Origin of the sequence: Conexibacter arvalis (assembly GCF_014199525.1) — a bacterium.
Classification (GTDB): Bacteria; Actinomycetota; Thermoleophilia; order Solirubrobacterales; family Solirubrobacteraceae; genus Conexibacter; species Conexibacter arvalis.
The window spans coordinates 201,378-226,242 of record NZ_JACHNU010000007.1 but is presented as its reverse complement, the minus strand read 5'-3'; the positions used below and the strand labels follow the sequence as shown (position 1 = coordinate 226,242).

General features: G+C 72.2%; 23 protein-coding genes, 1 tRNA gene and 1 riboswitch. Of the genes, 7 read left to right on the top strand and 17 right to left on the bottom strand.

Annotation, left to right across the window (positions count from 1 at the left end; translation table 11 throughout):
* Positions 1–53: 53 nt before the first annotated feature.
* Positions 54–2,072, bottom strand: a complete 2,019-nt coding sequence (locus BDZ31_RS20575; protein ID WP_183344648.1) for a glycosyltransferase family 39 protein — start codon at positions 2,070–2,072, stop codon at positions 54–56.
* A 266-nt stretch (positions 2,073–2,338) separates the two neighbouring features.
* Here BDZ31_RS20575 and BDZ31_RS20570 point away from each other — a divergent pair, with 266 nt between their 5' ends.
* Positions 2,339–3,931: an MFS transporter gene (locus tag BDZ31_RS20570; RefSeq protein WP_183344647.1), complete on the top strand. Its 1,593-nt coding sequence runs from the start codon at positions 2,339–2,341 to the stop codon at positions 3,929–3,931.
* On the opposite strand, the gene BDZ31_RS20565 is transcribed toward BDZ31_RS20570, so the two are convergent.
* Positions 3,928–5,403, bottom strand: coding sequence for a SpoIIE family protein phosphatase (locus BDZ31_RS20565; RefSeq protein WP_183344646.1), 1,476 nt, complete (start codon positions 5,401–5,403; stop codon positions 3,928–3,930). The genes BDZ31_RS20570 and BDZ31_RS20565 overlap by 4 nt on opposite strands.
* 170 nt (positions 5,404–5,573) lie before the next feature.
* Between BDZ31_RS20565 and BDZ31_RS20560 the strand changes: the two genes are divergently transcribed.
* The gene (locus tag BDZ31_RS20560) at positions 5,574–6,344 is read left to right on the top strand and encodes a DUF2382 domain-containing protein (protein ID WP_183344644.1); all 771 of its coding nucleotides are present in this window, start codon (positions 5,574–5,576) and stop codon (positions 6,342–6,344) included.
* Positions 6,345–6,519: 175 nt separating this feature from the next.
* On the opposite strand, the gene BDZ31_RS20555 is transcribed toward BDZ31_RS20560, so the two are convergent.
* The 8 genes from BDZ31_RS20555 to BDZ31_RS25615 form a co-directional block, all read right to left on the bottom strand.
* Positions 6,520–6,780 (bottom strand): type II toxin-antitoxin system Phd/YefM family antitoxin, encoded by a 261-nt coding sequence (locus BDZ31_RS20555; protein ID WP_183344642.1) that lies wholly within the window; start codon positions 6,778–6,780, stop codon positions 6,520–6,522.
* Positions 6,781–6,804: 24 nt separating this feature from the next.
* Complete coding sequence (locus BDZ31_RS20550) at positions 6,805–8,007, bottom strand: MFS transporter (protein ID WP_183344729.1); 1,203 nt, start codon at positions 8,005–8,007, stop codon at positions 6,805–6,807.
* Between the two features lie 252 nt (positions 8,008–8,259).
* Positions 8,260–9,126, bottom strand: coding sequence for a LysR substrate-binding domain-containing protein (locus tag BDZ31_RS20545; RefSeq protein WP_183344641.1), 867 nt, complete (start codon positions 9,124–9,126; stop codon positions 8,260–8,262).
* A 7-nt stretch (positions 9,127–9,133) separates the two neighbouring features.
* Positions 9,134–10,264, bottom strand: a complete 1,131-nt coding sequence (locus BDZ31_RS20540; protein WP_183344640.1) for an FAD-dependent oxidoreductase — start codon at positions 10,262–10,264, stop codon at positions 9,134–9,136.
* Between the two features lie 90 nt (positions 10,265–10,354).
* Complete coding sequence (locus BDZ31_RS20535) at positions 10,355–11,185, bottom strand: cytochrome c biogenesis CcdA family protein (protein WP_183344639.1); 831 nt, start codon at positions 11,183–11,185, stop codon at positions 10,355–10,357.
* Between the two features lie 11 nt (positions 11,186–11,196).
* On the bottom strand, positions 11,197–11,994 hold the full coding sequence (locus BDZ31_RS20530; protein ID WP_183344638.1) for a DsbA family protein: 798 nt from the start codon (positions 11,992–11,994) through the stop codon (positions 11,197–11,199).
* Positions 11,995–12,063: 69 nt separating this feature from the next.
* Positions 12,064–12,978 (bottom strand): M48 family metalloprotease, encoded by a 915-nt coding sequence (locus tag BDZ31_RS20525; protein ID WP_183344637.1) that lies wholly within the window; start codon positions 12,976–12,978, stop codon positions 12,064–12,066.
* A 37-nt stretch (positions 12,979–13,015) separates the two neighbouring features.
* Entirely contained in the window at positions 13,016–13,147 is a 132-nt protein-coding gene (locus BDZ31_RS25615; RefSeq protein WP_281381773.1) for a hypothetical protein, read from the bottom strand.
* A gap of 30 nt (positions 13,148–13,177) precedes the next feature.
* Here BDZ31_RS25615 and BDZ31_RS20520 point away from each other — a divergent pair, with 30 nt between their 5' ends.
* Entirely contained in the window at positions 13,178–13,759 is a 582-nt protein-coding gene (locus tag BDZ31_RS20520) for a TlpA family protein disulfide reductase (RefSeq protein WP_183344636.1), read from the top strand.
* A gap of 32 nt (positions 13,760–13,791) precedes the next feature.
* Here the strand turns inward: BDZ31_RS20520 and BDZ31_RS20515 are convergent, their stop codons facing one another.
* Together BDZ31_RS20515 and BDZ31_RS20510 are read right to left on the bottom strand one after the other, a co-directional pair.
* The gene (locus BDZ31_RS20515; protein ID WP_183344634.1) at positions 13,792–14,547 is read right to left on the bottom strand and encodes a C40 family peptidase; all 756 of its coding nucleotides are present in this window, start codon (positions 14,545–14,547) and stop codon (positions 13,792–13,794) included.
* Between the two features lie 38 nt (positions 14,548–14,585).
* Positions 14,586–14,743, bottom strand: a riboswitch (cyclic di-AMP (ydaO/yuaA leader).
* Positions 14,744–14,773: 30 nt separating this feature from the next.
* A complete protein-coding gene (locus tag BDZ31_RS20510) occupies positions 14,774–15,241 on the bottom strand; it encodes a hypothetical protein (RefSeq protein WP_183344632.1) in 468 nt (155 codons plus the stop codon).
* Between the two features lie 22 nt (positions 15,242–15,263).
* Between BDZ31_RS20510 and BDZ31_RS20505 the strand changes: the two genes are divergently transcribed.
* Positions 15,264–15,659, top strand: a complete 396-nt coding sequence (locus BDZ31_RS20505; protein WP_183344630.1) for a BlaI/MecI/CopY family transcriptional regulator — start codon at positions 15,264–15,266, stop codon at positions 15,657–15,659.
* A gap of 299 nt (positions 15,660–15,958) precedes the next feature.
* Here the strand turns inward: BDZ31_RS20505 and BDZ31_RS20500 are convergent, their stop codons facing one another.
* The 4 genes from BDZ31_RS20500 to BDZ31_RS20485 form a co-directional block, all read right to left on the bottom strand.
* The gene (locus tag BDZ31_RS20500; protein ID WP_183344628.1) at positions 15,959–16,396 is read right to left on the bottom strand and encodes a putative toxin-antitoxin system toxin component, PIN family; all 438 of its coding nucleotides are present in this window, start codon (positions 16,394–16,396) and stop codon (positions 15,959–15,961) included.
* Complete coding sequence (locus BDZ31_RS20495) at positions 16,396–16,617, bottom strand: hypothetical protein (protein WP_183344626.1); 222 nt, start codon at positions 16,615–16,617, stop codon at positions 16,396–16,398. Before BDZ31_RS20495 ends, BDZ31_RS20500 begins: the two co-directional genes overlap by 1 nt.
* Positions 16,618–17,155: 538 nt before the next feature.
* Complete coding sequence (locus tag BDZ31_RS20490; RefSeq protein ID WP_183344624.1) at positions 17,156–21,064, bottom strand: SIR2 family protein; 3,909 nt, start codon at positions 21,062–21,064, stop codon at positions 17,156–17,158.
* Between the two features lie 213 nt (positions 21,065–21,277).
* A tRNA-Gly gene (locus tag BDZ31_RS20485) sits at positions 21,278–21,350 on the bottom strand.
* Positions 21,351–21,568: 218 nt separating this feature from the next.
* On the opposite strand from BDZ31_RS20485, the gene BDZ31_RS20480 reads away from it, so the two are divergent.
* The 3 genes from BDZ31_RS20480 to BDZ31_RS20470 are packed head-to-tail and all read left to right on the top strand — an operon-like array spanning position 21,569 to position 23,052.
* Positions 21,569–21,979 carry a hypothetical protein gene (locus tag BDZ31_RS20480; protein WP_183344622.1) on the top strand — a complete coding sequence of 137 codons (411 nt, stop codon included), beginning with the start codon at positions 21,569–21,571 and terminating at the stop codon, positions 21,977–21,979.
* Between the two features lie 30 nt (positions 21,980–22,009).
* Positions 22,010–22,558: a TlpA family protein disulfide reductase gene (locus tag BDZ31_RS20475; protein ID WP_183344620.1), complete on the top strand. Its 549-nt coding sequence runs from the start codon at positions 22,010–22,012 to the stop codon at positions 22,556–22,558.
* Positions 22,555–23,052 carry a cytochrome c-type biogenesis protein gene (locus BDZ31_RS20470; RefSeq protein ID WP_183344618.1) on the top strand — a complete coding sequence of 166 codons (498 nt, stop codon included), beginning with the start codon at positions 22,555–22,557 and terminating at the stop codon, positions 23,050–23,052. Before BDZ31_RS20475 ends, BDZ31_RS20470 begins: the two co-directional genes overlap by 4 nt.
* A 75-nt stretch (positions 23,053–23,127) precedes the next feature.
* Here BDZ31_RS20470 and argS read toward each other — a convergent pair whose 3' ends face one another.
* Positions 23,128–24,789 (bottom strand): arginine--tRNA ligase, encoded by a 1,662-nt coding sequence (argS, locus tag BDZ31_RS20465; protein WP_183344616.1) that lies wholly within the window; start codon positions 24,787–24,789, stop codon positions 23,128–23,130.
* Between the last annotated feature and the right edge of the window lie 76 nt (positions 24,790–24,865).

Genomic DNA, 24,865 nt, shown 5'->3' with positions numbered 1-24,865 from the left:
ACAGTGTTCCCGCGGAAGCTGGGAAGTTCCTGAGCGCCGGCTGGGAGACGCCGCTACTCGAGCGCGCGCAGGGCGTCGGCGGCGCCCTGCAGGTCGTAGAGGCCGTCGACGGCGGTCTCCGTGCCGACCTGCTGGGCAGCGCCCATCGCGGTCGTCGCGCCGGTGCGGCCGTCGCTCGGCATCCCGCCGCCGCTGCCGGAGGCGATCACCCAGCGGATCCTGCCGCGCTCGACCGCGTCGGCGAGCCACTCGACGGTGACCTCGCTCTCGCGGCCGGAGAAGCCGCCGATGCCGGCGACCTGCGCCCCCGACTGGATGATCGACGCCGACACGCCCTGCTGGCTGGAGACCGCGATCGTCCCGCCGCCGTGCTGCGCGACGTAGGCGAGCGCCTCGTCGAGCGCCTGCTCGCCGCCGAACATCCCGCCGCCGCCCGGGCCGCCCCGGAACGCGCCACCGCCCCGTCCCGTCGACGGCGGACTACCGAAGCCGCCCTGGCCCCGGCGCTGTGACATGGCGGGCGGCGCGCCGAAGCCGCCCTGCGCCGCGCCCGGACCGCGCTGCGCCACGCCGGGCGGGCCGCCCGGCCCGCCGCCCATCCGCGTGGCGCCGGGGCCGCCGCCGCCTGGGCCGCCGCGTCCTCCCGGCCCGCCGCCGATGCCGGCATCGGCCGGGCCGCCGGCCGGGAAGGTGCCGCTCGTCGCGTGGTCGAGCGTCTGCACCGCCCAGCTCGCCGGCGCGAGCAGCAGCAGGCCGAGCATCGCGGCGAGCGCGGCAGTCCGCAGCTTGGCGAGGGGCGCCGGCAGCGCCAGCACGACCAGCACCGCCGCTGCCGCGAGGCCGACGACCGGCGCCAGCCACCCCATGGCGCCGGTCGCGTGCAGCACCGCCAGCGTCGTGGCCGTGCCGGCGACCGTCGCCGCGGCGCCGACGACCCGTCCCCGCGCCCCGCCTTCGAGCGCCAGCCCGACCGCCGCGCCGACAAGCGCGGCCGCGAACGGCGCCAGCGCCGAGACGTAGTACGGGTGGAAGATCCCCTGGGCGAAGCTGAACGCGACCGCGCTCGCGAGGAAGGCGCCGCCGACCGCGATCAGCCAGCCGCTGCGGCGGTCGTCGCGGCGCAGCCGCGACACGACGAGCAGCGCGATCCCGCCGGCGAGCGCGACGCCCAGCAGCCAGCCGACCTGGCCGCCGAGCGACTGGCCGAGCAGGCGCAGCGGTCCGCTCTCGCCGCCGAAGACGCCGCCCGGCCCGCCGCCACCGCCACCGCCACCCGGCCCCCCGAGCTGGCCGTCGAGGCGGCCGATCCCGTTGTAGTCGAGAATCAGCGACCAGATCGAGTTGTCGCTCGTGCCCCCGACCCACGGGCGGTCCACGGCCGGCGTCAGCCAGACGAGCAGCGGCCAAGCGAGGCCGACGGCCGCCATCGCGGCACCGGCGGTCAGCAGCTGCCGCGTCGCATCGAGCAGGCCGCGGCCGCGCGGCGCGGCCCACAGCCACGCGAGCGCGATCCCCGGCACGACCAGCAGCGCCGCGCCCATCTTCGCCTCGAAGCCGAGGCCGATCATCACGCCTGACAGGACGATCCACTTCGTGCGGCCGTCCTCCAGGCCGCGCACGAGGAACCAGATCGCCGCGACCGAGCAGAGCACGAGCAGTGCGTCGGGGTTGTTGTGGCGTGAGATCGCGACGGTGACCGGCGTGAGCACGAGCGCGACGCCGGCGGCGCAGCCGGCGACGCGGCCGAACGCCCGCCGCACGAAGTCGTAGGTCAGCCCGACGCTCGCCGTCCCCATCAGCGCCTGGGGCACGAGGATCGGGAGCGACGAGAAGCCGAAGACGCGCACCGACAGCGCCTGCACCCACAGGGCCAGCGGCGGCTTGTCGACGGTCATCAGCCCGCCGGCGTCGAACGAGCCGTAGAGGAAGCCGTGCCAGCTCTCCGACATCGAGCGGACGGCGGCGCTGTAGTAGGTGTTCGCCCAGCCGTTGCGGCTGAGCGCCCACAGGTAGAGCAGGCCCGCGATCGCGAGCAGGACGAGCAGCTCGGGGCGTTCTCCGAGCGCGCGCATCCGGGCGCCGATTCGGCCGCGGGCGCGCCGCCGCTCGCGGGCGTCCGCGCCCGCCCGGAGCGCTCCGGCCGGAGCGGCGCCGGCGGCGGCCTGTTCGAGCTTCGCTGGGTTCGGTCGCATGGTCGTCGATGCTGGCTCCGCTTCCTGGGAGGAGCCTGGGAGCCGGCCGAGCGTGCGCGCAGGAGCGCCGCTCGATCGACATTCATCCCCGCGACCGCCGCGCATCGGTCATGATCTCGGTGCGTTCGTCGTCGAACGGAGGGGCCATGGAGAACCGCAAGCTGGTGCTGGTCGCGATGATCTTCGCCGTCGCGATGATGTTCATCGACCAGACGATCGTCGCGTTGGCCGTGCCCGAGCTGCAGCGAGACCTCGGCGTCACCTCGACCGGGGCGCAGTGGATCATCAACGGCTACCTGCTGGCGCTGTCGGCGCTGTTCGCGCTGGGCGGCAAGCTCGCCGACGTGCTCGGCCACCGGCGGATGGTGATCGCCGGTGTCGCCGGCTTCGCCCTCTTCTCGGCGCTGTGCGGCGCGACCCCGACCGGCTCGATCGGCGAGGCGTGGATGATCGTCTTCCGCGTCCTCCAGGGCGCCTCGGCGGCGCTGCTGTTCCCGGCCGCGCTGGCGATCGTCGTCTCCGCCTACCCGCTGCGCGAGCGCGGCAAGGCGCTGGCGATCTTCTTCGCCGCCTCCGGCGGCCTGACCGCGGTCGGCCCGCTCGCCGGCGGCTACCTGACCGAGTGGACGTGGCGGGCGATCTTCTGGATCAACATCCCGGTCGCGATCGTCGCGATCGTGCTGACGCTGCGGGCGAACCCGCCGGAGGCCAAGCGCGTCGTGCCGATCGACTGGCGCGGCGCGGTGATCGTCTCGGCCGGCATGGGCCTTGCGGTGCTCGGCCTCCAGCAGGCCGGCGTCTGGGGCTGGGACGACCTCCGCACGTGGGCCTGCATCGTCGCCGGCCTGGCGCTGCTGGCGTGGTTCGTCGTCGACCAGCTGCGCACGAGCGACCCGCTGATCGACGTGCGGATCTTCGCCCAGCGCGCCTTCGCCGCCGACAACGCGGTGCTGTTCCTCATATCGGCGGCGTTCGTGCCGCTGTTCTTCTTCGCGAGCGTCTACGCGCAGGCGTCGCTCGGCTACTCGGCCAGCGAGGCCGGGCTGTTCCTGCTCGTCTTCTTCGGCGGCTTCGCGACCGCGGCGCAGTGGGGCGGCCGGATCCTCGACGCGAGAGGGGCGCGGCCGGCGGTCGTGCTCGGCTGCGCGATGGCGGCGGTCGGCTTCTGGCTGTGGGGCTCGCAGCTGCCCGACCTCGACTTCGGCAACCAGTGGTACTGGCTGGCGCTCGCCGGCGCGGGGATGGGGATGGTGCTCGGCCCGGTCAGCACCGACGCCGTCAACCGCGCGCCGCGCGCCAGCTACGGCGAGGTGACCGGGATCACGCAGACGGTCCGCAACTTCGGCGCCAGCCTCGGCCTCGCCGTGCTCGGCTCGCTGCTGGTGACCGAGAACGTCCGCCGCGTCGACGAGACGCTGACGTCGAGAGGACTGCCGGCCGACCAGGCCGACCGGATCGCGCATGCGATGACCTCGACCTCGGGCGCCGGCTCCGGCGGCGGCGAGGCGCTCGGCGGCGCCGGGACCGCTGCCGGCGAGGCCGCGAGAGCGATCTACTCGGCGGTCCAGGTCGACGTCGCGGAGTCGACGCGGACGGTCGTCTACCTGATGGCGGCGCTGATGGCGCTCGCGTTCCTGCTGGCCGTGACGCGGATGCCGGCCGGGCGGGTCGAGGAGCTGCCGGTGGTCGAGCCGGGCGAGACGGCCGAGACGGGCGCTTCTGCGAACGTGCCGCTCTAGTCGACGGCGAGCACGACGAACGTGGCGTCGGCCTCCATCGGCTCGTCGGAGCTCGTCGCGACGGCTCGCTGGATCGCCATCGCCGTGCCAGCGGCAGTGGGAGCGTCCGCGGCGGCGATCGCGTCCCGCAGGCCCTTCGTGCCGAGCGTTCTGCCGCCCGCGGCCGCTCGGCCCGTGACGCCGTCCGTGGTCAGCACGAGCCGTTCGCCGCGGTCCATGCGTCGCCGGCTCGCCTCGAACGGCGGGGCGGCGGATCCGCTGCCGAGCGGCGGATGCTCCGGCGCCTCGAGCTCTGAGATGCGACCGTCGGCCGCCACGACCCACGCCGCCAGACGACCGCATCTGATCGACTCCAGCGTCGAGCTCGGAGCGTGCCAGCGGGCGACGACCGCCGTGACCTCGAAGGCGGGGTTGCCGAGCTGGCGCACGACCTCGTCCATCGTCCTGACCGCGCCGACGAGATCGCGGCCGATGCGGCGCGCCGCGCGCAGCGCGCCGAGCACCGCGGCGCTGAAGCCGGCGGCGGTCGGGCCGCTGCCCGGAGCCTCGGCGATCGCGAGCCACGCGCCGTCGAGGTTCTCGACGAGGTCGAACCAGTCGCCGCCGACCTCGTAGGTCGGCAGCAGCCCGCCCGCGATCTGCGCGCCGGTGACGCGCGCGATCCGCGGCGGCAGGAGGTGATGCTGAACCTCGGCGGCCGCCGTCGTCGGCTTGCGGCGGCGCGCGGCCTCGATCAGATCGGTGTAGCCGTCGGCCAGCTCGAGCGCCGCGGCGCCCTGCTTGGCGATGTCGTCGAGCGGCATCAGCGGCGTGCCGACGCACAGCAGCAGCCCGAGCACGCGGCCGCGCAACCACAGCGGCGCGACCGTGCAGCGCGGCAGCTCGCGCGCAAGGCGGGCCTCGAACGACGCCAGCCCCTCCGGCACGATCTCCGGCCCGAGCGCGGGTGGCGCGTGGAGCCGCGCGGGGAAGTCGTCGCTGCCGGCGAGCCGGACGAGCGCTGACCCGTCGATGTCGACGACGTACAGCGCCACCGCGGATCCCGCGGCGCGCCGCGCCTCGGCGACGAGCTGGTCGGCGATCAGGTGCGGCGGCACCTCGTCGAGGACGTGCGTGACCTCCAGCGGCAGCGCCGCCAGGCGTCCGAGCCGGCGCGGCGGCCGCTGCGCCAGGCGCCCGGCGCGGCCCTTCGGGCGCGGCTCCGGTTCGTCGTCGGCGACCTGCGCCCGGCGCTCGGCGAGCGCCGCGGCGAGCGCCTCCCGCCCGGGGAAGTGCCGGTAGAGCGTCGATCGACCGACGCTGGCCGACGCGGCTACCTGCGTCATGCTCGCCCGACGGTCCGCGAACAGCACCGCGGCCGCGTCGAGGATCCGCTCGCGGCTGGCGATCGCGTCGGCACGAGCACGCGTCGACGCGGACGATCCCTCCAGCGTCTGCGCCGATGCCTCGTCACGTGGCGGCGAATCGCGCATGCCCCTTCGCTACCCGGGTGGGACAGCGCGAGCCACACGGCACCCGGCTTTGTCCCATGACTTGGCGCATTTGCACCGCTTATCCGTGAATCGGGGGCGATCGGGCGGGTAGCTGGGGCGGAACACGACGGCCGGTCGGACATCCGTCCCACTTCCACACAGGAGAGAACATGACTGAGCCCACACACGCCTATGGCTTCGAGAACCGCACCCTGATCGATCGCGACGGCGAGAAGATCGGCAAGGTCGAGGCGCTGTACCGAGACCTCTCGAGCGGACGTCCGGAGTGGGCGCTCGTCCACTCCGGCCTGTTCGGGCTGAAGAGGACGTTCGTGCCGCTGCACGGCGCCCAGCCCGCCGGCGAGGATCTTCGCCTTCCGATCGAGAAGGCGAAGCTGAAGGATGCGCCGCACATCGACCCCGACACGGAGCTGACCGAGGCCGAGGAGCAGCGGCTGTTCACCCACTACGAGATCCCGTACACCACCGCAGGCACGACGACCGCCGTCGGCGGGGAGCCGGCCCCCGAGCGTCCGGCCGGCGCGGTCGGACACGACGTCTCCGGCCCGACGACCGACGACGCGATGACGCGATCGGAGGAGGAGCTGCGCGTCGGCACGCGGCCCGTCGAGCGTGGGCGCGTGCGCCTGCGCAAGGTCGTCGTGACCGAGCACGTGCAGACGACGGTGCCGGTGCGGCACGAGGAGGTGCGCATCGAACGCGAGCCGATCACCGAGGAGAACGTCGATCGCGCGATGGCCGGACCGGAGATCTCCGAGGAGGAGCACGAGGTCGTGCTGCACGCGGAGGAGCCGGTCGTCGAGAAGCGGGCCGTCCCGAAGGAGCGCGTCCGCCTCCAAACCGAGAGCGTGACGGAGGAACGCGAGATCTCCGAGGAGGTCCGCAAGGAGCGCATCGAGACCGACGAGAGGACACCCTGACGAGAGGGAGCGGCCGCTTGCGGCCGCGTGCGGCGCGGGCGCTCGGAGCTCGAGGGGAAGAAGCTCGCGAGCGCCCGCGGCTTGCGGGGCAGATCCGTCTGTCAGCCGTCGCGGTGAACCTGGAGCGCCGGCTCGAGCTCGGCCACGAAGATGCTCGTGTCGGCGACGTACCCGCTCAAGAGAGCAGATCGTCGGTCGTCCACCCGACGTCGAAGTCGGCAGCGTCCGACTCGGCGCCCAGCTCTGCCGCCCGCGCGCTGATCGCGTTCAGATCGGCCAGCAGAAGGTCGCCCGGCCGCCGCTCGCTCGCAACCCGCCGCGGGATGATGTCCGCCGCCGGACGCCCGTGGACGGTGAGAACCACCGGCTCCCCCGCCTCGATCGCCGAGACCACGCGGCTCGTGTGATTGCGCAGCTCTCGAACTGCGACGTCCATCGTGTGGCACAGCGTAGCCCTGCATCACGGTGCGCCGGCTCGGCGTCCGCTCGCCAGCAGCAGCAACAGCGGCAGCAGGGCGAGGCCGATCAGGCCGCCGAGCAGCGAGAGCGTGTGGTAGCTGGTCGCCGCGACGACGTAGCCGCTGCCGAGGCCGCCGGTCGCGCCGGCGAGTGCGACGCAGAGGTCGGCACCGCCCTGGATGCGAGCGCGCTGCGCCAGCGGCGCGCCGTCGGTGACGAGCGCGGTCCCGGCGGCGAGCCCGAAGCTCCAGCCGAGGCCGAGCAGGGCGAGCGCGAACGCGAGCAGCAGCGTCGAGTCGGGCGGCACGATCGCGGCGCAGACGCCGGCCGCCAGCAGCGTCAGCGCGGCGACGGCGAGCATCGGTCGACGGCCGACGCGGTCGGCGAGCCAGCCCGACAACGGCGAGGGCAGGTACATCGCCGCGATGTGGATCGAGATGACGAGCCCGGAAGCGCCGAGGCCGTGGCCGTGGTCGTGCATGTGGACCGGGGTCATCGTCATGATCGCGACCATCACGAGCTGGGTGACGACCATTCCGGCGCCGCCGAGCAGCACCGTCGGCGAGAGCGCGACCGGGTCGTCGTCTTCGTCGGCGGCGGCCGGCGCCGTCGCCTCCTCCCCAGCCTGCTCGCGTGCGAGCAGCAGCGGGTCGGGTCGCAGCAGCAGCCAGACGGCGACGCCCGCGACCGCGTAGGCGATGGCGGCGAGCATGAACGGCCCGGCCAGGGCGCGGATGCCGAGCGAGGTCGCGAGCGTCCCGCTCGGCTCGACGAGATTGGGGCCGACGACGGCGCCGAGCGTCGTCGCGACCAGCACCGTGCTCATCGCCCGGCCGCGCGAGCTGGCGTCGGCGAGGTCGCCGCCGGCGTAGCGGGCCTGCAGGTTGGTCGCCGTGCCGGAGCCGTAGAGCAGCAGGGTTCCGAACAGCAGCGGGATGCTGTCGATCGCCGCCGCCAGCACGACGCCGACCGCGCCGATCGCGCCGACGACGTAGCCGGCGGCGAGGCCGGGCCGGCGGCCGGACGCCTGCGAGAGGCGTCCGACCAGCAGCGCGGCGACGGCCGAGCCGAGCGTCAGCAGCGCGGCCGGCAGCCCCGCCGAGCCGGTGCTGCCCAGCATCTCCTGCGCCAGCAGCGCGCCAACCGAGACGCCGGCCGCCAGGCCGGCGCCGGCGAGGACCTGCGACAGCAGCAGGACCCGCATCGTGCGCCGCTGCGCGGCATGCAGGTCGCCGCCGGGCAGCAGTCGGACCGTCGCGCTCACGCGACGTCGTAGACGCGGATCTCGGGATCCGCGGCCAGCAGCGGCACCAGCGCGGTGCCGCTCGCCTCGAGCGTGATCTGGAGATGGGCCATGTCGATGACTCGCTTCGTCGTACAGTGAATGCACGGCGATGCTAGGTACTGAATTGCCGTATCAGTAGACCACGACGGGTGATGGAGCCATAAGCGGACGCTATGGCCTGCGGGCGAGCTGCGCGACCACGTCGGCGATCGTCCCGTCATGCTCGGAGTCGGCGCTCCAGACCGCCTCGTAGGTGATCGAGGCGGGTCTGCCGTCGACCAGCAGCGGCCGGTGCGGCGCCGACCGCTCGGCGAGCTTGGAGGCCGGCAGAATCGCGGTGCCGAGCCCCAGCCGTGCCCAGTCCTCGAGCACCCGGTAGCTGCTCGCCTCGCCCGGATAGCGGGCCACCGGCAGCTCTTGCGCCTGCAGCAGCGTCTCGGTGAAGCGGGTCAGGCCGCAGCTGTCGGGCAGCAGGATCAGCGGCGTGCCGCCGACGGCGGCGACCTCGAGCGGCTCGGTGTCGGCGGTCGAGCTGACGACGACCAGCTCCTCGACGCCGACGCGGGCGTGGCGGTAGTGCGGCATCGGCGCCGCCGCCGGGATCACGATCGCGTCCAGCGCGCCCGCGACGAGATCCTCGCGCAGCTCGTCCATGTTGCCCTCGCGCAGCAGCAGCTCACGCTCGCCCGGCAGCTCACGCACCGCGGCGATCGCGGCCGAGACGATCGCGCGGTCGATCAGAGGCGAGACGCCGAGCCTGATCGTGCGCGCCGTCTCGGAGGCCGCCGCGCGCGCCTCGCCGGCGATCGCGTCGAGGTCGGAGACGGCGCGCTCGATCAGCGGCAGCATCCGCTGTCCGAACGCGGTCGGAGCCACCCCGCGCGGCGAGCGGTCGAAGAGGCGCTCGCCCAGCGTCTCCTCCAGCCGCGCGATCCCGTTGGAGAGCGCGGGCTGGCTGACGCCGTAGTCGCGCGCGGCGGCGCTGAAGGAGCCGGTCCTGGCGACCGCGACCGCGTAGCGCAGGTTCTCGACGTTCACGGCCGGCTCAGCGCCCGAGCGTCGTCAGCAGCTGCGCAGCGGCGCGATGGCCGGCGAGGATCGCGCCCTCCAGGTGGCCGGCGTACGCCTGCGCCGTCTCGGTCGCGCAGAAGACGAGCCGACCGTCCAGGTGAGGTTCCCAAAGCACCGGAAGGCCATGGTAGTGCGTGCCTGCGTGGTCGGCCCAGCGCTCCGGCGCGGTGAACGGATCGCGCCGCCAGTCGACCGCCTCGATCGCGGTCGGCGCGGCTGCATCGGCGCCGAACAGCTCCGTCAGCTGCTGCCCGAAGCGCTCGGCGATCCGCTCCGGCGCCAGCCCCGCGAACTGCTCGGAGGCGGCGAAGCCGAACAGCGCGAACTCTCCCGCGTCGGCGCCGCTGTGGTCGTGGATCTCGCGGAACGGGCCGACGTGGCTGATCGCCGTCCCCGCCAGACCCGCCGCGCGCCAGAACGGCTGCTCGAAGCGGGCGACCGCCTTGACGGCGTCGCCCATCCACGTGCGCGCGCCCGCGAGCGCGTGCATGAGGCTCGGGTCCAGCGCCGGCGCGAACGCGAGCGACGCGGCCGCGACCGCCGGCGGCACGGCGACCGCGACGGCCGCGCCCGCGATCGTCTCGTCGGTCGTCTCCACGTGCGCCTCGCCGTCTGACGAGAACGCGATCGAGCGCACCGCCGTCCCGGTCCGCACGGCCTCGGGCGGCAGGCGGCGGGCGAGTGCGTGTGCGAGCGCCTGCGCCCCGCCGCGGAAGCGATGCGCGGGGCCGACGATCGGGTTGCCCTCCAGCCGCATGACGCCGCCGGCCTGCGCGAACAGCGCGTCGCCGTCGATCGCCTGCGCGAAGGTGCCGATCCCGAGCTCGGCGAGCAGGTCGCGGGTCGCGGCCTCGCCGTCCCAGAACCACGTCGCGCCGAGGTCGACCCACCCGTCGCGGCTGAACGTCCGGCCGCCGACCCGATCGCGCGCCTCGACCACCGCGACCTTCGCGCCGGCGGCGTGCAGCTCCGCCGCCGCCGTCAGGCCCGAGACGCCGGCGCCGACGACGATCGCGTCATGGGCGGGTCGCGCCTGCCGCCATCGAGGCCGACGAGCGGACCCTCTCGGCGTCGGACCTGCCTCACGCCTCGACGAACAATCCACGTCCGCGAGCGTAGGCCGGCTCGCGCGCCACGAGTAGACCGACCTCGTGAATGCCTGCCATAACGGCCGGCTATGGCGGCTTGGTTCGGCTCAGTCGGTTCGTCTTGCTCGTCGCAGTCGCTTCAACCCGAGCGCGGCGAGCAAAAGCGCGCCGAGGATCGCGACGACGGTGAGGTCGCCGGCGCGTTCGCCGGCGCGCTGGGCCCACACCTGTGCGTCGAATTGGGCGTCGACGCCGACGGGACCGGCGATGGTGCCGGTGCCGTCGGTGAGCAGGAAGAGCAGCCCGATGCCGATGAACAGGGTGCCGGAGACGAGCGAGGTCGTGTGCGTGCGCAGCGGGCCGAGCCGCAGCACGCGGCCGCGCAGCCAGCGGCGCCGGCCGAGCTGCAGCCGGTCCCAGAGCAGGGCGAGCAGGGCGAGCGGGACGACCATGCCGAGCGCGTAGGCGAGCAGGAGCGCGCCGCCGTAGACCGGGTCGCCGCCGATCGCGGCGACGGCGAGAACGCTGCCGAGGATGGGGCCCGCGCAGAAGCCCGCGAGTCCGTAGACGGCTCCGAGCGCCAGCACCGAGAGCGCCGATTGCGGGCTGAGGCGGCCGGCGGTGCGTTGGGCGAGTCGGGAGCCGAAGCCGATGCCGGCGATCTGCATTGCGCCGAAGGCGATCAGCGTCGCGCCTCCGATCGTCACGACGGTGTCGCGGTGGGTCGTCAGCGCGGCGCCGACGGTCGAGGCGGCGGCGCCCATCGGGACGAGCGTCGCGGCCAGGCCGAGGTAGAAGACGCCGGTCGTCGCGAGCAGCTTCGCCGGGCGCTCGAAGGCGTAGGCGAAGAAGGCGGGCAGCAGCATCGCCGAGCAGGGGCTGACGAGTGCGAGCAGTCCGCCGAGGAAGGCGCCGACGTAGCCGATCTCCGCAGGCATCCGCGCCGCGTTCAGTTGCCGGGCGCGCCGCCGCGAGCCTGTTCGATGACCTCGACGAACGCCTCCAGCGGCTGGGCGCCGAGCAGCGGGAAGCCGTTGATGACGAACGCGGGCGTGCTGTTGACGCCGAGCGCCAGTCCGTGTTCGAGGTCGCTCTCGACGGCGCCATGCGTCTCGTCTGCGGCGACGTCGCGACGGAAGCGCGCGAGGTCCTTCACGCCGGCTCTGCGGGCGAGCCGTTCGAGCTTCTCGAGCGGCATCGGCGGATGCCCGGATGGCGGCGCGGCACCGAACAGCTCCCTGTAGAACGGCCAGAAGCGCCCCTGCGCCGCCGCGGCGCGGCCGGCCCGCGAGGCCCGCTCGGAGTCCTCGCCGAAGATCGGGAAGTCGCGCCACTCGATCCGCAGCAGGCCCGTGTCGACGTAGCGTCTCGTCAGCTCCGGCAGGGTGTCGGTGGCGAACTTGGCGCAGAAGGGGCAGCGGTAGTCGGCGTACTCGACCATCACCACCGGCGCGTCGACCCTGCCGAGCGCGAGCGGGTCGCCGTCGATGCGCCGCTCGGTGCCGGTGACCGGGCCGTATGCGGCACTGGCCGTCGAGCTGTCGTCGGCGGTGTCGGTCGCGGTCTGACCGGCCCCGACGACAGCCGCGTCGTCGCCGGTGTCGCGGGTGAGCGCGACGATCCCGAGCACGACGACGATCGCCGCGACCACGGCCACCAGCGCGATCGAGCGCCGATCGGCGAGACCGGCCGCGGCGGCGTCGCGCTCGGAGCGGTCATCGGATCTGGGGGCGGGCTTCCTCGACATGCTTCTCCTACGTCCGTAGTAGTTCTGTGAACAGGCAACCCACGCCGCTGCGCATCGGTGCGGTGCGCCTCAGCCGCGCCGCGGTACGCGCCAGCCGACCCACGCCGCGACCGCGGTCGCGGCGAGCAGCGCCGCACAGGGGCGCAGCGCAGGCTCCGAGGCGCCCGGACCGACCGCCACCACGAGCGCCAACGCCAGCAGCGCGGCGGCGACGACGGCAGACGCGAACAGGTCGCTCAGCCGCGGGAGCGGGAGCGACATCGAGGAGAGGAGGCGGTCGACACGCGCCGGCGAGATCCCTGCGCCGGCGGGCGCAGCTCCGTCGAAAGCGAGCAGCGCGCCGGCCAGGGGTCGCACGTCGCCGCCCGCGGAACGGGCGGCAGCCGAGTCGGCGGCGATCTCGGCGAGGTCGTCGTGGCGGCGGCGCAGGTCGCGCACCCGCGGGACGAAGAAGAGCGCGTCGGCGAGCACCCGCCGCAGCGCCAGCCGCAGCGGGTCCCGGCGCGCTCGATGGTGCTCCTCGTGCGCGAGCACGGCCGCCAGCTGCGCGGGGGCGAGACAGCCGATGGCGCCCTCGGAGACGAAGACGCGCGGCCGCAGCCAGCCGGCGGTGAAGGCGACGACCCGGGCGGTCGGCACGATCGTCACGGGCAGGCCGTGGAGCGTCGCGGCGCCGCCACGAAGCGCGCGCGTCCGACAGGTCGCGCGCAGCGTCGCCATCAGTGCGGCTCCGCCCCGAATCACGGCCAGCATGGCGATCGTCGTGGCGGCGACCATCAGCAGCCGAGTGGCGCTCGGGTGGCCGGCCAGCCGTCTGCAGGCGTGGAGCAGTTCGTTCGGCGCCGTCAGCTGCGAGTAGGCCGGCAGCAGCGGCGCGAGGGCCGCGAGCACGAACGCGCCGCCGCCGGCAGCGGCGATCGCCCACTGGAGGCGAACGATCAGGTGGCCGTCGGCGACGGGACGTGTCGACCGTTTGACTGCCATCTCCTACACGTATAGTCGATCCGCGGGAGCGGCGCGGTCAGCAGCACCACTGCACGATCAGCACGAGCGCGACGAGCGCCAGCAGCGCCCCGACCAGACCGGCGACCGCATCGAGCAGCCAGGCGCCGCGGTCGCGTCGACGAGGCCGAGTGGGGTTCAGAACCGACATCTCCTACAAGCGTAGTAGATTCGGGCCGTCATGACGATCTCCTCTCCTCGCCTCGCCTGTGCCGCCGTCTCCGCGGCGACCGCGCTCACGCTCGCGGCATGCGGCGAGACCCCTTCGCCCTCACCCTCCACCGCGTCGCCGGCCGAGCTCGCGGCGGCCCGCGCCGCCGCGAGCGAGCATGCGGGCCGCCTCGTCGACGGCGGCGAGGATGAGCTGAAGCGGCGGCTGAAGACGCTGCGCGGACTGCCGGTCGTCGTCAACCAGTGGGCGTCGTGGTGCCCGCCCTGCCGCTACGAGTTCCCGTTCCTGCGCCGGCTCGCGAAGCACCTGGAGGGCAGGGTCGCGTTCCTCGGCGTCAACGCGCGCGACGGCGTCGGCGCGGCCGCGTCGTTCCTGCGGTCGCAGCCGACGCCGTTCGCCCACGTCTACGACCGCGACGCCGACGCGGCACGGGCGATCGGCGGCGGGCGCTCGTGGCCGACGACCGCCTTCTACGATGCGACCGGCCGCCGCATCTTCGTCATGCAGGGCGCCTACCCGACACAGGAGAAGCTGCTCGAGGCGATCGAGCAGCACGCGGTCGGGCGACCGCTCGACCGGTCGCCGAGATGAGCCGCCCGTCCCATGCGCGCGCCGGTTGACCCTCAGCCGAGCCGGCGGGCGCCGACGAAGTGCGAGCCCCAGTAGCGGTCGAAGGTCGCGTGCTCGACCACGCCGCGACTGGTCGTGGCCGAGATGACGGTCCGCGGGCCGGTCGCGATCCCGACGTCGGAGGCGCCCGGTCCGGCGGTGTCGAAGAAGACGAGGTCGCCCGCCTGAATCCTGTTGCGAGCGACCGGTCGGCCGACCTTGTACTGGTCGAAGCTGACGCGGGGGACGTCGATGCCGCTCTGCGCGGCCGACCAGGTCACGAGGCCGGAGCAGTCGAACGTGTCGGGCCCGGTGGAGCCCCATTCGTACGGGCTGCCGATGCGGCTGCGGGCGGCCGTGACGAGCGGCGGCTCCTCGCCGATGGCCGGCGCGGCCGTCGTCCCGCTCGCCGACGGGACGGTGCGAGTCACGATCCCGAGCTTGGCGAGCGTCGCACGGCGCGGCACGCCGTCGGCCCGCAATCCGGCCTTGCGCTGTGCGCGCCGCAGCGCCGCGCGGGTCTTGGGTCCGATGCGGCCGTCGGCGCGGACTCCCAGCGCGCGCTGCAGCTCGCGCACCTCGGCGCGACCGGAGACGACGCCCCGCAGTCGCGTCACGGGGACCGCCGTATCGCCGCCCTCGCCGGTCGCGGCAGGTGCGTCCACACTCGGCGTCGCGCCGCCGACGAGACGCTGCCCCGCGGCCTGCGCGTTCGGGGCGAGCGCCACGGCGGCGATGCCGGCGACCAGCGCGACGCGGCGCAACGGCATGGATGGGCTCTCAGGGACCATCGAGAGACTCCTCTGACTCGAACGTCATGTACGCCTGCGAGGTGAGCTGACGGGCTCGCGCCATCGCGCTATGCCGCGGATCGCGGCAATTCGCCCCGGGACCGCTCAAGGCGGTCCGGCGGTTCCCCCGCTCGCGCGCCTTCCATGCGGCGTCGCGATTCGGCACGCGAACCGTAGCACTTCTCCTACATGCGTAGTAGATAGGTCAGAGGCGGCAGCGCACCTCGCCGGCGAGTCGCCGCGCGAGCGCCCACGAGACGAGCGCCAACGCGGCCACCGCCAGCAGCGGCTGCACCGGCGCGAACCAGTTCAGTGCGCCGGTGGTGCCGAGTGCGGCCAGCACGAGCTTGTTGCAGACCGGGCAGCCCACCGCGAAGAACGACAGCAGCCCGCCGACCCCAGCGCGCTTGGCATCTACACCGGCAGTAGCGATCCGGCGATCGACGTCGACGTAGGTCGCCAGCAGCAGCCCGGACATCGCCGCCGTCGCCACGGCCACCGGCCACGCCCACCACGTCGGCGGGATCTCACGCCCGAACCACGGCGTGGCGATCAGCGCGGTCGGCACGGCCAGGGCGAGGAGGACGAGCGTCGCGGCCAGGGCAGCCGCGAGCCAACGACGGGGTGACCAGGCGGCGAGCGCTCGCGACGCCACGACGACAACAGCGGGCATCGGTCTACTATACGCGTAGAAGATGGCGAAGCGAGCGCGACGAAACCAGCCCCCGCCGCCGCTCCACGAGCTGGAGCGCGAGATCATGGAACAGGTGTGGCGTGCTGGCCCGGCGCCGGTGCGCGAGATCCTCGACGGGATCAACGCGACCGCCGAGCGCGAGCGCGCGTACACCACCGTGCTGACCGTCCTTGGGCGGCTCGAGGAGAAGGGCTTCGTCACGCGCGAGCGTGAGGGCCGCCGCGACGTCTACGCCGCGGCGGTCGAGCGCGACACCTGGATGCGCGGGCGCGCATCCGGTGACGTCGACCGCCTGCTCGACGCCTACGGCGACGTCGCGCTCGCGCACTTCGCCGAGCAGGTCGAGCGGCTCGACGACGCACGCCGCGCCGAGCTGCGCAGGCTGCTCGACGAGTGACCGCTCGCCCCTCCTTTCGATCGGAAACCGCGCAGTCTGTGCGCACGATCCAGGCGTATGGCGCGACGCTGTTTGGCGAGCTCACGGAGGCCGTCGAGTGCGACGTTGCAAGGGAACCGCCGCGGTTCTCGTTCGTCGGCCCCCGCGCGTTCGACGCACCCGCAAGGGGAGTTCGAGCCGCCGCCAAAGCTCTCGCCTGTTCGCCATGCAGCCGGATGAATGGCTGGTTGTGGTGCCCGCTGGTCCGGGCATAGACCGACGGGACGGCGCAACGCCGAGACTGCGCGACAGAGCAGAGGCTATTCGCCGCCGGAGGCCGCGTCGACCGCGACGGTCTCATTTACGAACGCTCGCGCCGTGACGACTGGCGGCCTCGGTCGTTCGAGTTCGAGCAGGTGCTTGTCGCCCGAGACGATCGCGTCGGCTCGCTCGGCGCGCGCGAGCGCCACGAGGTAGTCGTCAGCCGGGTCCGCGGTCACGCCCGGCAGCGCCGGCGGGTCCTCGACGAGGATCGCGAGCCGCGCAATCGCGCGCACGTAGCGGTGCACCTGGTCGAGCGACGCGTAGCGGCGGAACTTCCCCCGCGAGAGCACGCGCTCGAGCTCGGCGAGCAGCTGCGGTGAGGCGATCAGCTCGAACCGGCCGCCGGCGAGCGCGCCGTACAGCGCCGCGGGCGCGCCTCGCGGCGAGATCAGCGCCGCGACGAGAACGTTGGGATCGACGACGACGCGCGCCACTACTCGCGCGCGGCGTGCTTCTCTTCGTCGGCCAGCGCCAGCGCCTCAGCTTCGCTCAGGTCGCTGGTCCGCCAGACCTCTTCTACGACGTCCAGCCCGAGATAGCTCCGCAGCGCGTCCTCGACGACCTGCGACTCGTCACGCTGGCTCCGCGAAGCGACGACCTGAGCCGCCTGCAGGATCTCGTCGTCCAAATAGAGCGTCGTCGGTCGGCGTGCCATGCACCCAGTATCGCACCCGACCGCAACGCCGCCACCATCACGCTCCGCGCAGCACGCCCTCGACGTCGTCGCGCAGGAACCGCACCGTCCGGCCGAGCCGTGCGCTCGGCAGGGTGCCGGCGGGCGAGTCGATAGACCGTCGACCTCGGGATGCCGAGCAGGTCGCCGACCTCTGCCGCCGGCATCACGACCTCCCGCACCTCTGGTCAACGCCCTGACTGCATCGCATGATCACGGACGAGCCACCAGAAGCGCCTGCATTGCTGTCTGAGGCAACGCCTCGGCGCTGCTACGTCTATTGCTGCCGCGGATCTCTAGGGATTTGCTCGCCCCCTGAACAGGCGTTGAGCGATCCGCTCACCGAGTGTCGGCCAATGCGAAGCACATGCCGGTCATAGGGCTGGAAACCGTCCATTTGCTTCGTTAGTCGCGCGAGGCGACTCCATGAAGCTGTGGGAGCTCGGTGAGAAGACGCACGGCCGAGCGTGGCAAAGCATGGTCCATCAGCGCTTACGCAGGTCGCGCATCTGGGGTGGGTTCAGCGGTCTGTCGTCGCCGTAGCGAGATCGAGTCTGTGAAGCCGATCAGTCGCCGGCGCAGCTGCCGCCGCGGTCAATTCTCGCTGCAGGACACGGTCGCGGTTGTGATAGAGCCACTGCGCGCCAGGCCATGGCCGGGTCTCGACGATCTGGTCGAGCGAGTCGAGTGCTTCGCCACCGCCAATGCGCTCGAGCGCCGCGAGCGCCGTAGCCTCGGCATCGAAGGGATGGTTCCGCGCGACCCGCTGATGGCCCGCGATCACCGTCTCGGTAAGGACATCGACCAGGCTGGGATCTCGGACGGCTTCCAACCAGAGCGCATCATGCGAATCGACTTGCTCCCCTCTTTCGAAGCGAGCGATCAACGCCCGCAAGGCCGCTCGCTGCGCGGCGATGTCGCCGGCCGCTGCCAGCAGCGGAGTCACCTCATCCACTCGATCAGGGAACCTCGCTTGGAGCGTCCGAAGTGCCTCGGGTCTTCGAGCGTCAGCCAACGCCTGCAGGAGCCGCGTACCCTCAATCCCGTCGAGGCTTGCGACATCTGACGCACGCGCCACGAGATGATCAGCATCGACGTCGGCCTCGGCCGCGATCGCGAACAGATCTGCGAACGTCCGCGCGGTGGTCGCTCCGTCGACTGCGGTGTCGAACCGGCCCTGATCCGCCTGCGTTGCGAGCCAGCCGATCTGCGTGCGAAGCAGCCACCCGCACGACGCAACTTGGACCCAGCGCTCCGCTGTCAGTTGGAGCTCCAGCGCGTGCCCATACGTCAGGACGACGCTGGCCCAGAACGATATGGAAGCGCCGCTGTCATTGACGACAACTGCGTCACGGATGTCGTGTCGTCCCCACAGCTCCTCAATCGCTGCGTCAAGCTGGCGACGTACTGCCGGCGAGGTCTTGGAGAGTTCTCTCGTGAGACGCTGACTCTGATCGACGAGCACCTCCATTCGCTCAGGATCATCCATCTCCAGGACGTCTGCGAGGGTTGGAGCGTCGGCTACCGGCTCGCCCCAATTCGGCGGAGTGACGCGACGTCCTCGAGTCGGTAGAGATGCCTCCTGCCGGCGAACCCAGCTGAGCGCTTCTTCGCTGCATCCCGCTTGTTCGAGCGCCTCGCTCCCGGCTGCTACGAGCAGTTCGCGAATCGATATCCATCGGTGCCCGCCGACGAGCACCTCGACCAGTGCTCGAGCGGCCACAGACCTATGACTACCGATCCACGTGACGGCCTCCGGCGCGGATGCGTGGGTCAGAGCCAGCGCCTCCGCAACGAGCAGCACGTCGTCCTCGGAGAGGTCTCGAAGCGATTCCAGCAGTTCGAGCAGCTTCTCTCTGTCGCCATAGATCGTGTGGTCTTCTCGCATTGTCCGGATGTCGCGGATCCACCGAACGTGTTCGATTGCAGGCAGATCCTCGAAGATCAGGTAGTCGCGAATATGCGTGTTGCCGCGCGCGAGCAGTTCGCGACCGACGGCAAGCCGGTCCGCCTTCGCCGTCAGGCGCAAGCCGATCGACGTCATGTCGGCCTCTTCCGACTCGTCCGCTGGCGCCGAGGCGCGAGCGATGACCAGGTCCGCGAGTTCCGTCAGGCCAAAGCGTTCGGCCCAAGCTGCACCGTTGCGGCGCAAGGTCGAGTCCGTCTCGTCCCGCAGCACATGCGAGATCAGCTCGATCCGCTCCGACGGCGCGATGCGGACGAGAACGTCGAGCGCGTTGAGCCGGTCGTAGCGACTGCTGGAGTGGAAGGCCGCGTGTATTGCGCCACGTTCGTCGTCGAGCCCGCCGGCGCCCACGAGTTTGGCCACAATCTCAGCATCATCGGGGGCGTTGTCACGCTCGTTCAGCCAGATCTGGCGCTCGTGCGCGCGACTCCACAGTGTCTGTACCGCCGCTCGTCGCTCAGACTGGTCCGCCTCCACAGGTGTCGTCCGCGCCGACACGGCAGGATCGCGCGGCGCAATCGCTGCTCGCCAGTCTGCCGAGGCACTGCAAAGGAACGCGATCGCGGCATCCCAGTCCTCGCGGACAGCCGAGCGGCTATGGACTACCGGAGCGATGATGTCGAGCCAATCGCTCGGCATTCTGTCAACGAGGCTCTGGGCGACAAGTGCGTCCGCAAACAGGCGGTGCCCGAAGGACCACTCGTCCGAGCTCTCCTCAAGGAGCGCGCGTCCCACGAGTTGATCGGTGAGCACCGAGACCTCGCCGAGATCGAAGCGTCTGGTGATCCGCTCCAGTGCCTGCCGTGGCATCGTCCGCCGCCCGCCCAGCTGCATGAGCAGCGCCACATCGGTCATCCATGCAGCAACCGCGGTAGAGACGTTCGCGAGGTTCGGGTCTTCCACAATGGTTTTGTCGAGGAGCGAGAGCACGAGGTCGAGCGCGTTGTTCCTCGCCACAGCCACTTTGAGCTCTGGCTCTGGCATGTCGGCAAGCCGTCGAAGGAAGAAGGGGCTCGAGAGCAGCGGCGCGACGGTCGAGCGCGCTGACGCCATAACGGCGTCGAACGCTGCTCGGTCACGGCCGGCCCTGCTGAAGAACGTCTGAGCCCATTCGTCGTCGAAGACGAGCTTGAAACGCAGCCATTCCCCGCCGAAGGCGTCCAGCGCGCTCGTAGGACGGCTCGTAACGGTGATCCGCACGTTCGGGAACGCTCTGGCGACCCGGTCGATCGCGAGAGCGGCCGCTCGGCGCACGCTCGGAGGCTGTTCGTCCAACGCGTCGAGCAGCAAATGCACCGCGGCCGCCCCGGACACAACGGCGCTCGGCTCCACCAGTCCGAATTCCCTGTCGGCGGCGTTCAGCCACTCGGTCAGGAGAGCTTCCGTCGAGCCGGTGAGCGCTCGGACGCCGCGAAGGCGCACGTACACGGTGTCCTCATCGGTGCCAGATCGCGCCGCATACCGTCGGAGCAACTCCGTCTTACCTGCGCCCGGCGAGTCGATGATCAAGGCCCGCGAGGCTGCCGCCACTTCATCTTCGTCCACCACTGAGATGCGTCCGAGAGCGAGGTCGATTCGAGGGTCCTCCGAGTCCCCGAGCGGCAACAGCTTCCGGGCGACGTAGAGTCGATCCACCGGCGGCGCAACTGGTCGCGTTGCCTGCGCCGTCTCCGACTCCGCTTGCCGGCCCTGTTCCACAAGCTCTGCACAGAAAGGCGCCAGCACTCCGAAACGACCTACGGGAAAGCTGCAAGGAACGATCCCGTCGATCTGGCGCAGAAGCGAAGGCGCGCTGTTGTTTCGAATCTGCTCGGCCTCTTGCTCCTCGCACACGATCACGTGGCGCTGCGGTCCGCGATAACGCCGGAACAGGCTTGCCAAGTGCAGCTCGGCCAGAGGAGTTCCAAGGATGCAGACGCTCCGTCGCTGAAACGCGAGTCCGCCGAACAGCACTGCAAGGTCCTCGTCAGCTGAGACCTTCGCGTAGCTGATTCCATCGAGCACGAACCGTTCCGGAGATCGAACAGAGCCATGAAGGTGGACAACGTGCAGGGGGTCCTCGGCGAGCGGCGCTCCAGCCCCAATCAGGCGCGGCAGCTGCTCACGGGTCACGCTGCGCACGGGTCGCCCTTCCTCCTCAGCCGCGCGCTCCAGCAGGTCGTCGTAGTTCAGCGTCAGCACAAGCCGTCCGGGGACATGTGCCAGGTGACGGAGGGGCTCCGGCACCTCGGCTTGTCTGCACAGACTCGCCAGCCAGGCCCGCAGATCGTCCAGGATGGCGGGGACCGACTCGGCGCGGTGGTCATCGACGACATCAAGGACGGCGGTCGGATCCTCCGAAGCGGCACCGAGTAACGAGAAGTCGAGCCCGCGGGCAAGCTCGTGGCAGCGAATCCAAGCGGCGAGTTCCTTGCCCAAAGGAAGACCTGCCTCCACGCTCATGCCGGCGCCGAGCAGCGGCACGACGCTCGGCGATCGCAGAAGGCGCGATATCGGCAAGCCCGGCCAAGGAGATGTCAGATCAATATCTGCCACCGCGTCGAGACGAGGAACGTACCGGCCGAAGCCGCCAGAAACGCCGTTTGGTACTCCCTGCTGGTACTCCCTCGCCCCGCGAAGCGCCCCAACACCACCCCGAAACGCCGAAAGCCCCGAATCACCGGGGCTTTCAATGAGAGCGGACGACGGGCCTCGAACCCGCGACCTTCGGCTTGGGAAGCCGACGCTCTACCAACTGAGCTACGTCCGCGTGGGACCCGGAGTGTATCGGGAGCGACGGGGCGAGGGGCGTCGGGGTCGTAGGCTTCGCGCATGCGTCGTCGCGCCCTCCCCCTCCTGCTGACGGCAGCGGCCGCCGTGGTCGCGCTCGTGCGCCGGTCGCGGCGTCGGATGCCGCCGGCGCCGCCGCGTTATGTCTCCCAGCCAGCAACATCGGCCCTCACACCGGCGGAAGCGAGGGACGATGTCGTGATCGCCGACCGCAGCGGCGATCCTGACCCCACACCTCACCCTCAGGTCGAGGGTGAGACCACGACCAACGCAACGCCGGAGCCAAAGGAGGCGGTCCATAACGCCGAGGCCGCCACACCCGGCTCGCCCTTCCGCTCCGTCGCGTGGGAGCTGCTCGACGGCGAGCCCGAGCCGGACGCGACCGAGCTGCGGATCGGCTTCTCGCTGGTCGGCAGATACGAGACGCTCGCCCGCATCGACGTGCGCGAGACCGCCTCGCAGGTGTTCGTGACGGTGCTGGCGCGCTTCGACCCGCCGGAGGGCGGGTGGTTCGGCTATGCCGAGGCGCACCAGGCGACGATCGTGCTCGACGGGCCGCTCGGCGACCGGGCACTCGTCCACGCGCCGACCGACGAGCCCAGCGGCTGAGCCGCCCGACCACTACTCTTGGAGGCCCTCATGCGCCGCATCGCCGTCCCTGGTCTCGTCGCCGCCCTCGCGGTCGCGCTCGTCGCCCTGCTGATCTTCGGCGTGCTGCAGACGACGGACGACTCGTCGCTCGACCAGGCGATCGCGCGCGGCGAGAAGCCCGCGGCGCAGAGCGTCACGCTCAACCGGCTCGACGGCGGCGGCACCGACGCGCTCGCCAACCACAGAGGCAGAGTCGTCGTCGTCAACTTCTTCGCCTCCTGGTGCCCGCCGTGCGAGGAGGAGGCGCCGCTGCTCAACAGAGTCCAGCGCCAGCTGGAGGCCAGGGGCGGCACGGTGATCGGGGTCGCCGTCGATGACGCCAGAGGCGACACGCAGCGGTTCGTCGACGACCACGGCGTCAGGTTCCCCGTCCTGCGCGACGTGGACAGATCGTTCTCGAAGTCGTTCGAGGTCAAGGGCCTGCCCGAGACGTTCGTGATCGACGAGCAGGGCCGGATCACCGCCCTCCAGCGCCAGCAGATCACGCAGAGATGGGTCGACGACCATCTCGCCCCGCTCCTCGCCGAGCAGCAATGAGCCGCCGCCTCGCCATCGCCAGCTCCCTGCTCGCCGCGCTGCTGACGATCCTCGCGCTCGCGCCGGCCGGCGCGCTCGCCCAGCGTGCCGACACGACGCCGAAGACGACGCTCTACGAGATCGAGAGCCAGGTGATGTGCGTCACCTGCAGAACCTCGCTCGCCGTCGCCGGCGGCCCGCAGGCCGAGAGACAGCGCGAGCTGATCAGAGGGATGATCGCCGCGGGGATGACGACCGACGAGATCAAGAGCGCGCTCGTCGACGAGTACGGGAAGGCGGTGCTCGCCCTCCCCGAGGAGGACGGCTTCAACGTCGCCGTCTACGTCGTCCCGGTCGCGGTCGTGGCCGTCGCGCTCGCGCTCGCCGCGATCTTCCTCCCGCGCTGGCGCCGCCGCGCCCGCGCCTTCGCCGGCGCCGAGCCGACGGCGCTCGGCCCCGAGCTGAGCGACGAGGACGCGCGCCGGCTCGACGAGGACCTCAAGCGCTACGACTGACGCGGCGGACGAGCGGGCGGGCCTCGCCCGGCCGGCTCGCGGGCGCCGTAGCCACCCGCGAGCCCACGTGCACCCTCAGGCGTCGTGCTCGCGCGCCATCTCGTCGGGCGCGCTGACGCCGAGCAGGCCGAGCGCCCGCGCGATCGTCCGCTTCGTCGCCACCGACAGCGCGATCCGGTGGGCCTCGACGCCCTCGCCCTCCGCGCCGAGCACGCGGCAGTCGCGGTAGAAGGCGGTGAAGTCCTGCGCCAGCTCGAGCGCGTACGCGGTCAGCCGGTGCGGCGCGCGCTTGTCGGCCGCCTCGCCGACCTCGGCAGGGAAGGCGAGCAGCTTCTTCGTCAGCGTCCGCTCGGCCGGGTCGAGCGGCTCGCGGCGCCCGGTCGTGCCGGCCTCCGCGGCCGCGAGCGCGTCGGCGACGACCTGCTCGCCGGCTCTCTCCAGCATCGACGCGATCCGCGCGTGCGCGTACTGGACGTAGTAGACGGGGTTCTCGCTCGACTGCTTGCGCGCGAGGTCGAGGTCGAGATCGAGCGAGGTGTCGTGCGACCGCTGCAGCATGAAGAAGCGGGTCGCGTCGACGCCCAGCTCGTCGATCAGCTCGTCGAGCGTCGTGAAGACGCCGCGGCGCTTGGACATCTTCTCCCGCTCGCCGCCCTCGACGAAATGGACCAGCCGCATGATCAGGATCTCGAGCGTCTCGGGATCGCCGCCGAGCGCCTCCATCGCCGCCTTCAGCCGCGCCACGTAGCCGTGGTGGTCGGCCCCGAACACGTTCAGCTGGCGCGTGAAGCCGCGGTCGCGCTTGCTCTCCAGATACGCGACGTCGGAGGCGAAGTAGGTCGGCTCGCCGTTGGAGCGCTCCAGGACGCGGTCCTTGTCGTCGCCGAACGTCGTCGTCCGCAGCCACAGCGCGCCGTCGTGGCGGTAGGTGTGGCCGAGCCGGTCGAGCTGCGCCTGCGCCCGCTGCACCGGGCTCGGCTCGCCGTCGTAGAGCGATCTCTCGCTGAAGAAGCGGTCGTACGTGACGCCGTAGCGCTCCAGCGTCGCCTTGATCCGCTCGTACATCAGCCCGACCGCGATCGAGGCCAGCTCGTCGGGGTCGCCGTCGGCGGCGTCGGGGATCTCCCGCGCCAGCTCGATCACGTAGTCGCCCTCGTACCCGCCCTCCGGCACCTCCTCGCCGCGCGCCCGCGCGCGGACCGACTCGCCGAGCTTGCGGACCTGCGAGCCGGCGTCGTTGAGGTAGTACTCGCGCGCGACCTCATGGCCGTGGAAGCCAAGGATCCGCGCGAGCGCGTCGCCGTAGGCGGCGTGGCGGCCGCTCGCCGCGACGACCGGGCCGGTCGGGTTGGCGGAGACGAACTCGACGAGGATCCGCTCCGGCGCGGACGCGCCGCCGGAGCCGAACGCGTCACCGGCGGCGAGGACGTGCGCCAGCGCGTCGGCGAACCAGCCGTCGGCGAGGAAGAGGTTGAGGAAGCCCGGCCCGGCGACCTCGTAGCGCTCCAGCGCGCCGCCGAGCGACTCGCGCAGCGCGTCGCCGAGGCGCTCGGCGATCTCGCGCGGCGGTCTGCCGACGGCCGGCGCGAGCAGCATCGCGGCATTGGTCGAGTAGTCGCCGAAGCCGTCCCGTCTCGGGCGCTCGACGGTCGGGGCGCCACCCGCCGCGGCCCCGTCGCCGCGCAGGGCGGCGGAGGCGTCCTCGACGGCGGCTCTCAGATGCTGGAGCGGGGTCACCGTTCGGAGGGTATCGGCGCGGCTGGGCGCACGGCGCGCCGGCGCCGGCGCGCACGCGCGCACGGGTGCGGCCTCA

What these genes read in the sequence shown, in the direction of transcription:
- BDZ31_RS20530 (WP_183344638.1), bottom strand. Translation starts at nt 11,994, where the DNA reads ATGTCGAGGAAGCCCGCCCCCAGATCCGATGACCGCTCCGAGCGCGAC.
- BDZ31_RS20560 (WP_183344644.1), top strand. Translation starts at nt 5,574, where the DNA reads ATGACTGAGCCCACACACGCCTATGGCTTCGAGAACCGCACCCTGATC.
- BDZ31_RS20495 (WP_183344626.1), bottom strand. Translation starts at nt 16,617, where the DNA reads ATGGCACGCCGACCGACGACGCTCTATTTGGACGACGAGATCCTGCAG.
- BDZ31_RS20520 (WP_183344636.1), top strand. Translation starts at nt 13,178, where the DNA reads ATGACGATCTCCTCTCCTCGCCTCGCCTGTGCCGCCGTCTCCGCGGCG.
- BDZ31_RS20525 (WP_183344637.1), bottom strand. Translation starts at nt 12,978, where the DNA reads ATGGCAGTCAAACGGTCGACACGTCCCGTCGCCGACGGCCACCTGATC.
- BDZ31_RS20535 (WP_183344639.1), bottom strand. Translation starts at nt 11,185, where the DNA reads ATGCCTGCGGAGATCGGCTACGTCGGCGCCTTCCTCGGCGGACTGCTC.
- BDZ31_RS20555 (WP_183344642.1), bottom strand. Translation starts at nt 6,780, where the DNA reads ATGGACGTCGCAGTTCGAGAGCTGCGCAATCACACGAGCCGCGTGGTC.
- BDZ31_RS20515 (WP_183344634.1), bottom strand. Translation starts at nt 14,547, where the DNA reads ATGCCGTTGCGCCGCGTCGCGCTGGTCGCCGGCATCGCCGCCGTGGCG.
- BDZ31_RS20475 (WP_183344620.1), top strand. Translation starts at nt 22,010, where the DNA reads ATGCGCCGCATCGCCGTCCCTGGTCTCGTCGCCGCCCTCGCGGTCGCG.
- BDZ31_RS20510 (WP_183344632.1), bottom strand. Translation starts at nt 15,241, where the DNA reads ATGCCCGCTGTTGTCGTCGTGGCGTCGCGAGCGCTCGCCGCCTGGTCA.
- BDZ31_RS20570 (WP_183344647.1), top strand. Translation starts at nt 2,339, where the DNA reads ATGGAGAACCGCAAGCTGGTGCTGGTCGCGATGATCTTCGCCGTCGCG.
- BDZ31_RS20470 (WP_183344618.1), top strand. Translation starts at nt 22,555, where the DNA reads ATGAGCCGCCGCCTCGCCATCGCCAGCTCCCTGCTCGCCGCGCTGCTG.
- BDZ31_RS20550 (WP_183344729.1), bottom strand. Translation starts at nt 8,007, where the DNA reads ATGCGGGTCCTGCTGCTGTCGCAGGTCCTCGCCGGCGCCGGCCTGGCG.
- BDZ31_RS20575 (WP_183344648.1), bottom strand. Translation starts at nt 2,072, where the DNA reads ATGCGCGCGCTCGGAGAACGCCCCGAGCTGCTCGTCCTGCTCGCGATC.
- BDZ31_RS20505 (WP_183344630.1), top strand. Translation starts at nt 15,264, where the DNA reads ATGGCGAAGCGAGCGCGACGAAACCAGCCCCCGCCGCCGCTCCACGAG.
- BDZ31_RS20565 (WP_183344646.1), bottom strand. Translation starts at nt 5,403, where the DNA reads ATGCGCGATTCGCCGCCACGTGACGAGGCATCGGCGCAGACGCTGGAG.
- BDZ31_RS25615 (WP_281381773.1), bottom strand. Translation starts at nt 13,147, where the DNA reads ATGTCGGTTCTGAACCCCACTCGGCCTCGTCGACGCGACCGCGGCGCC.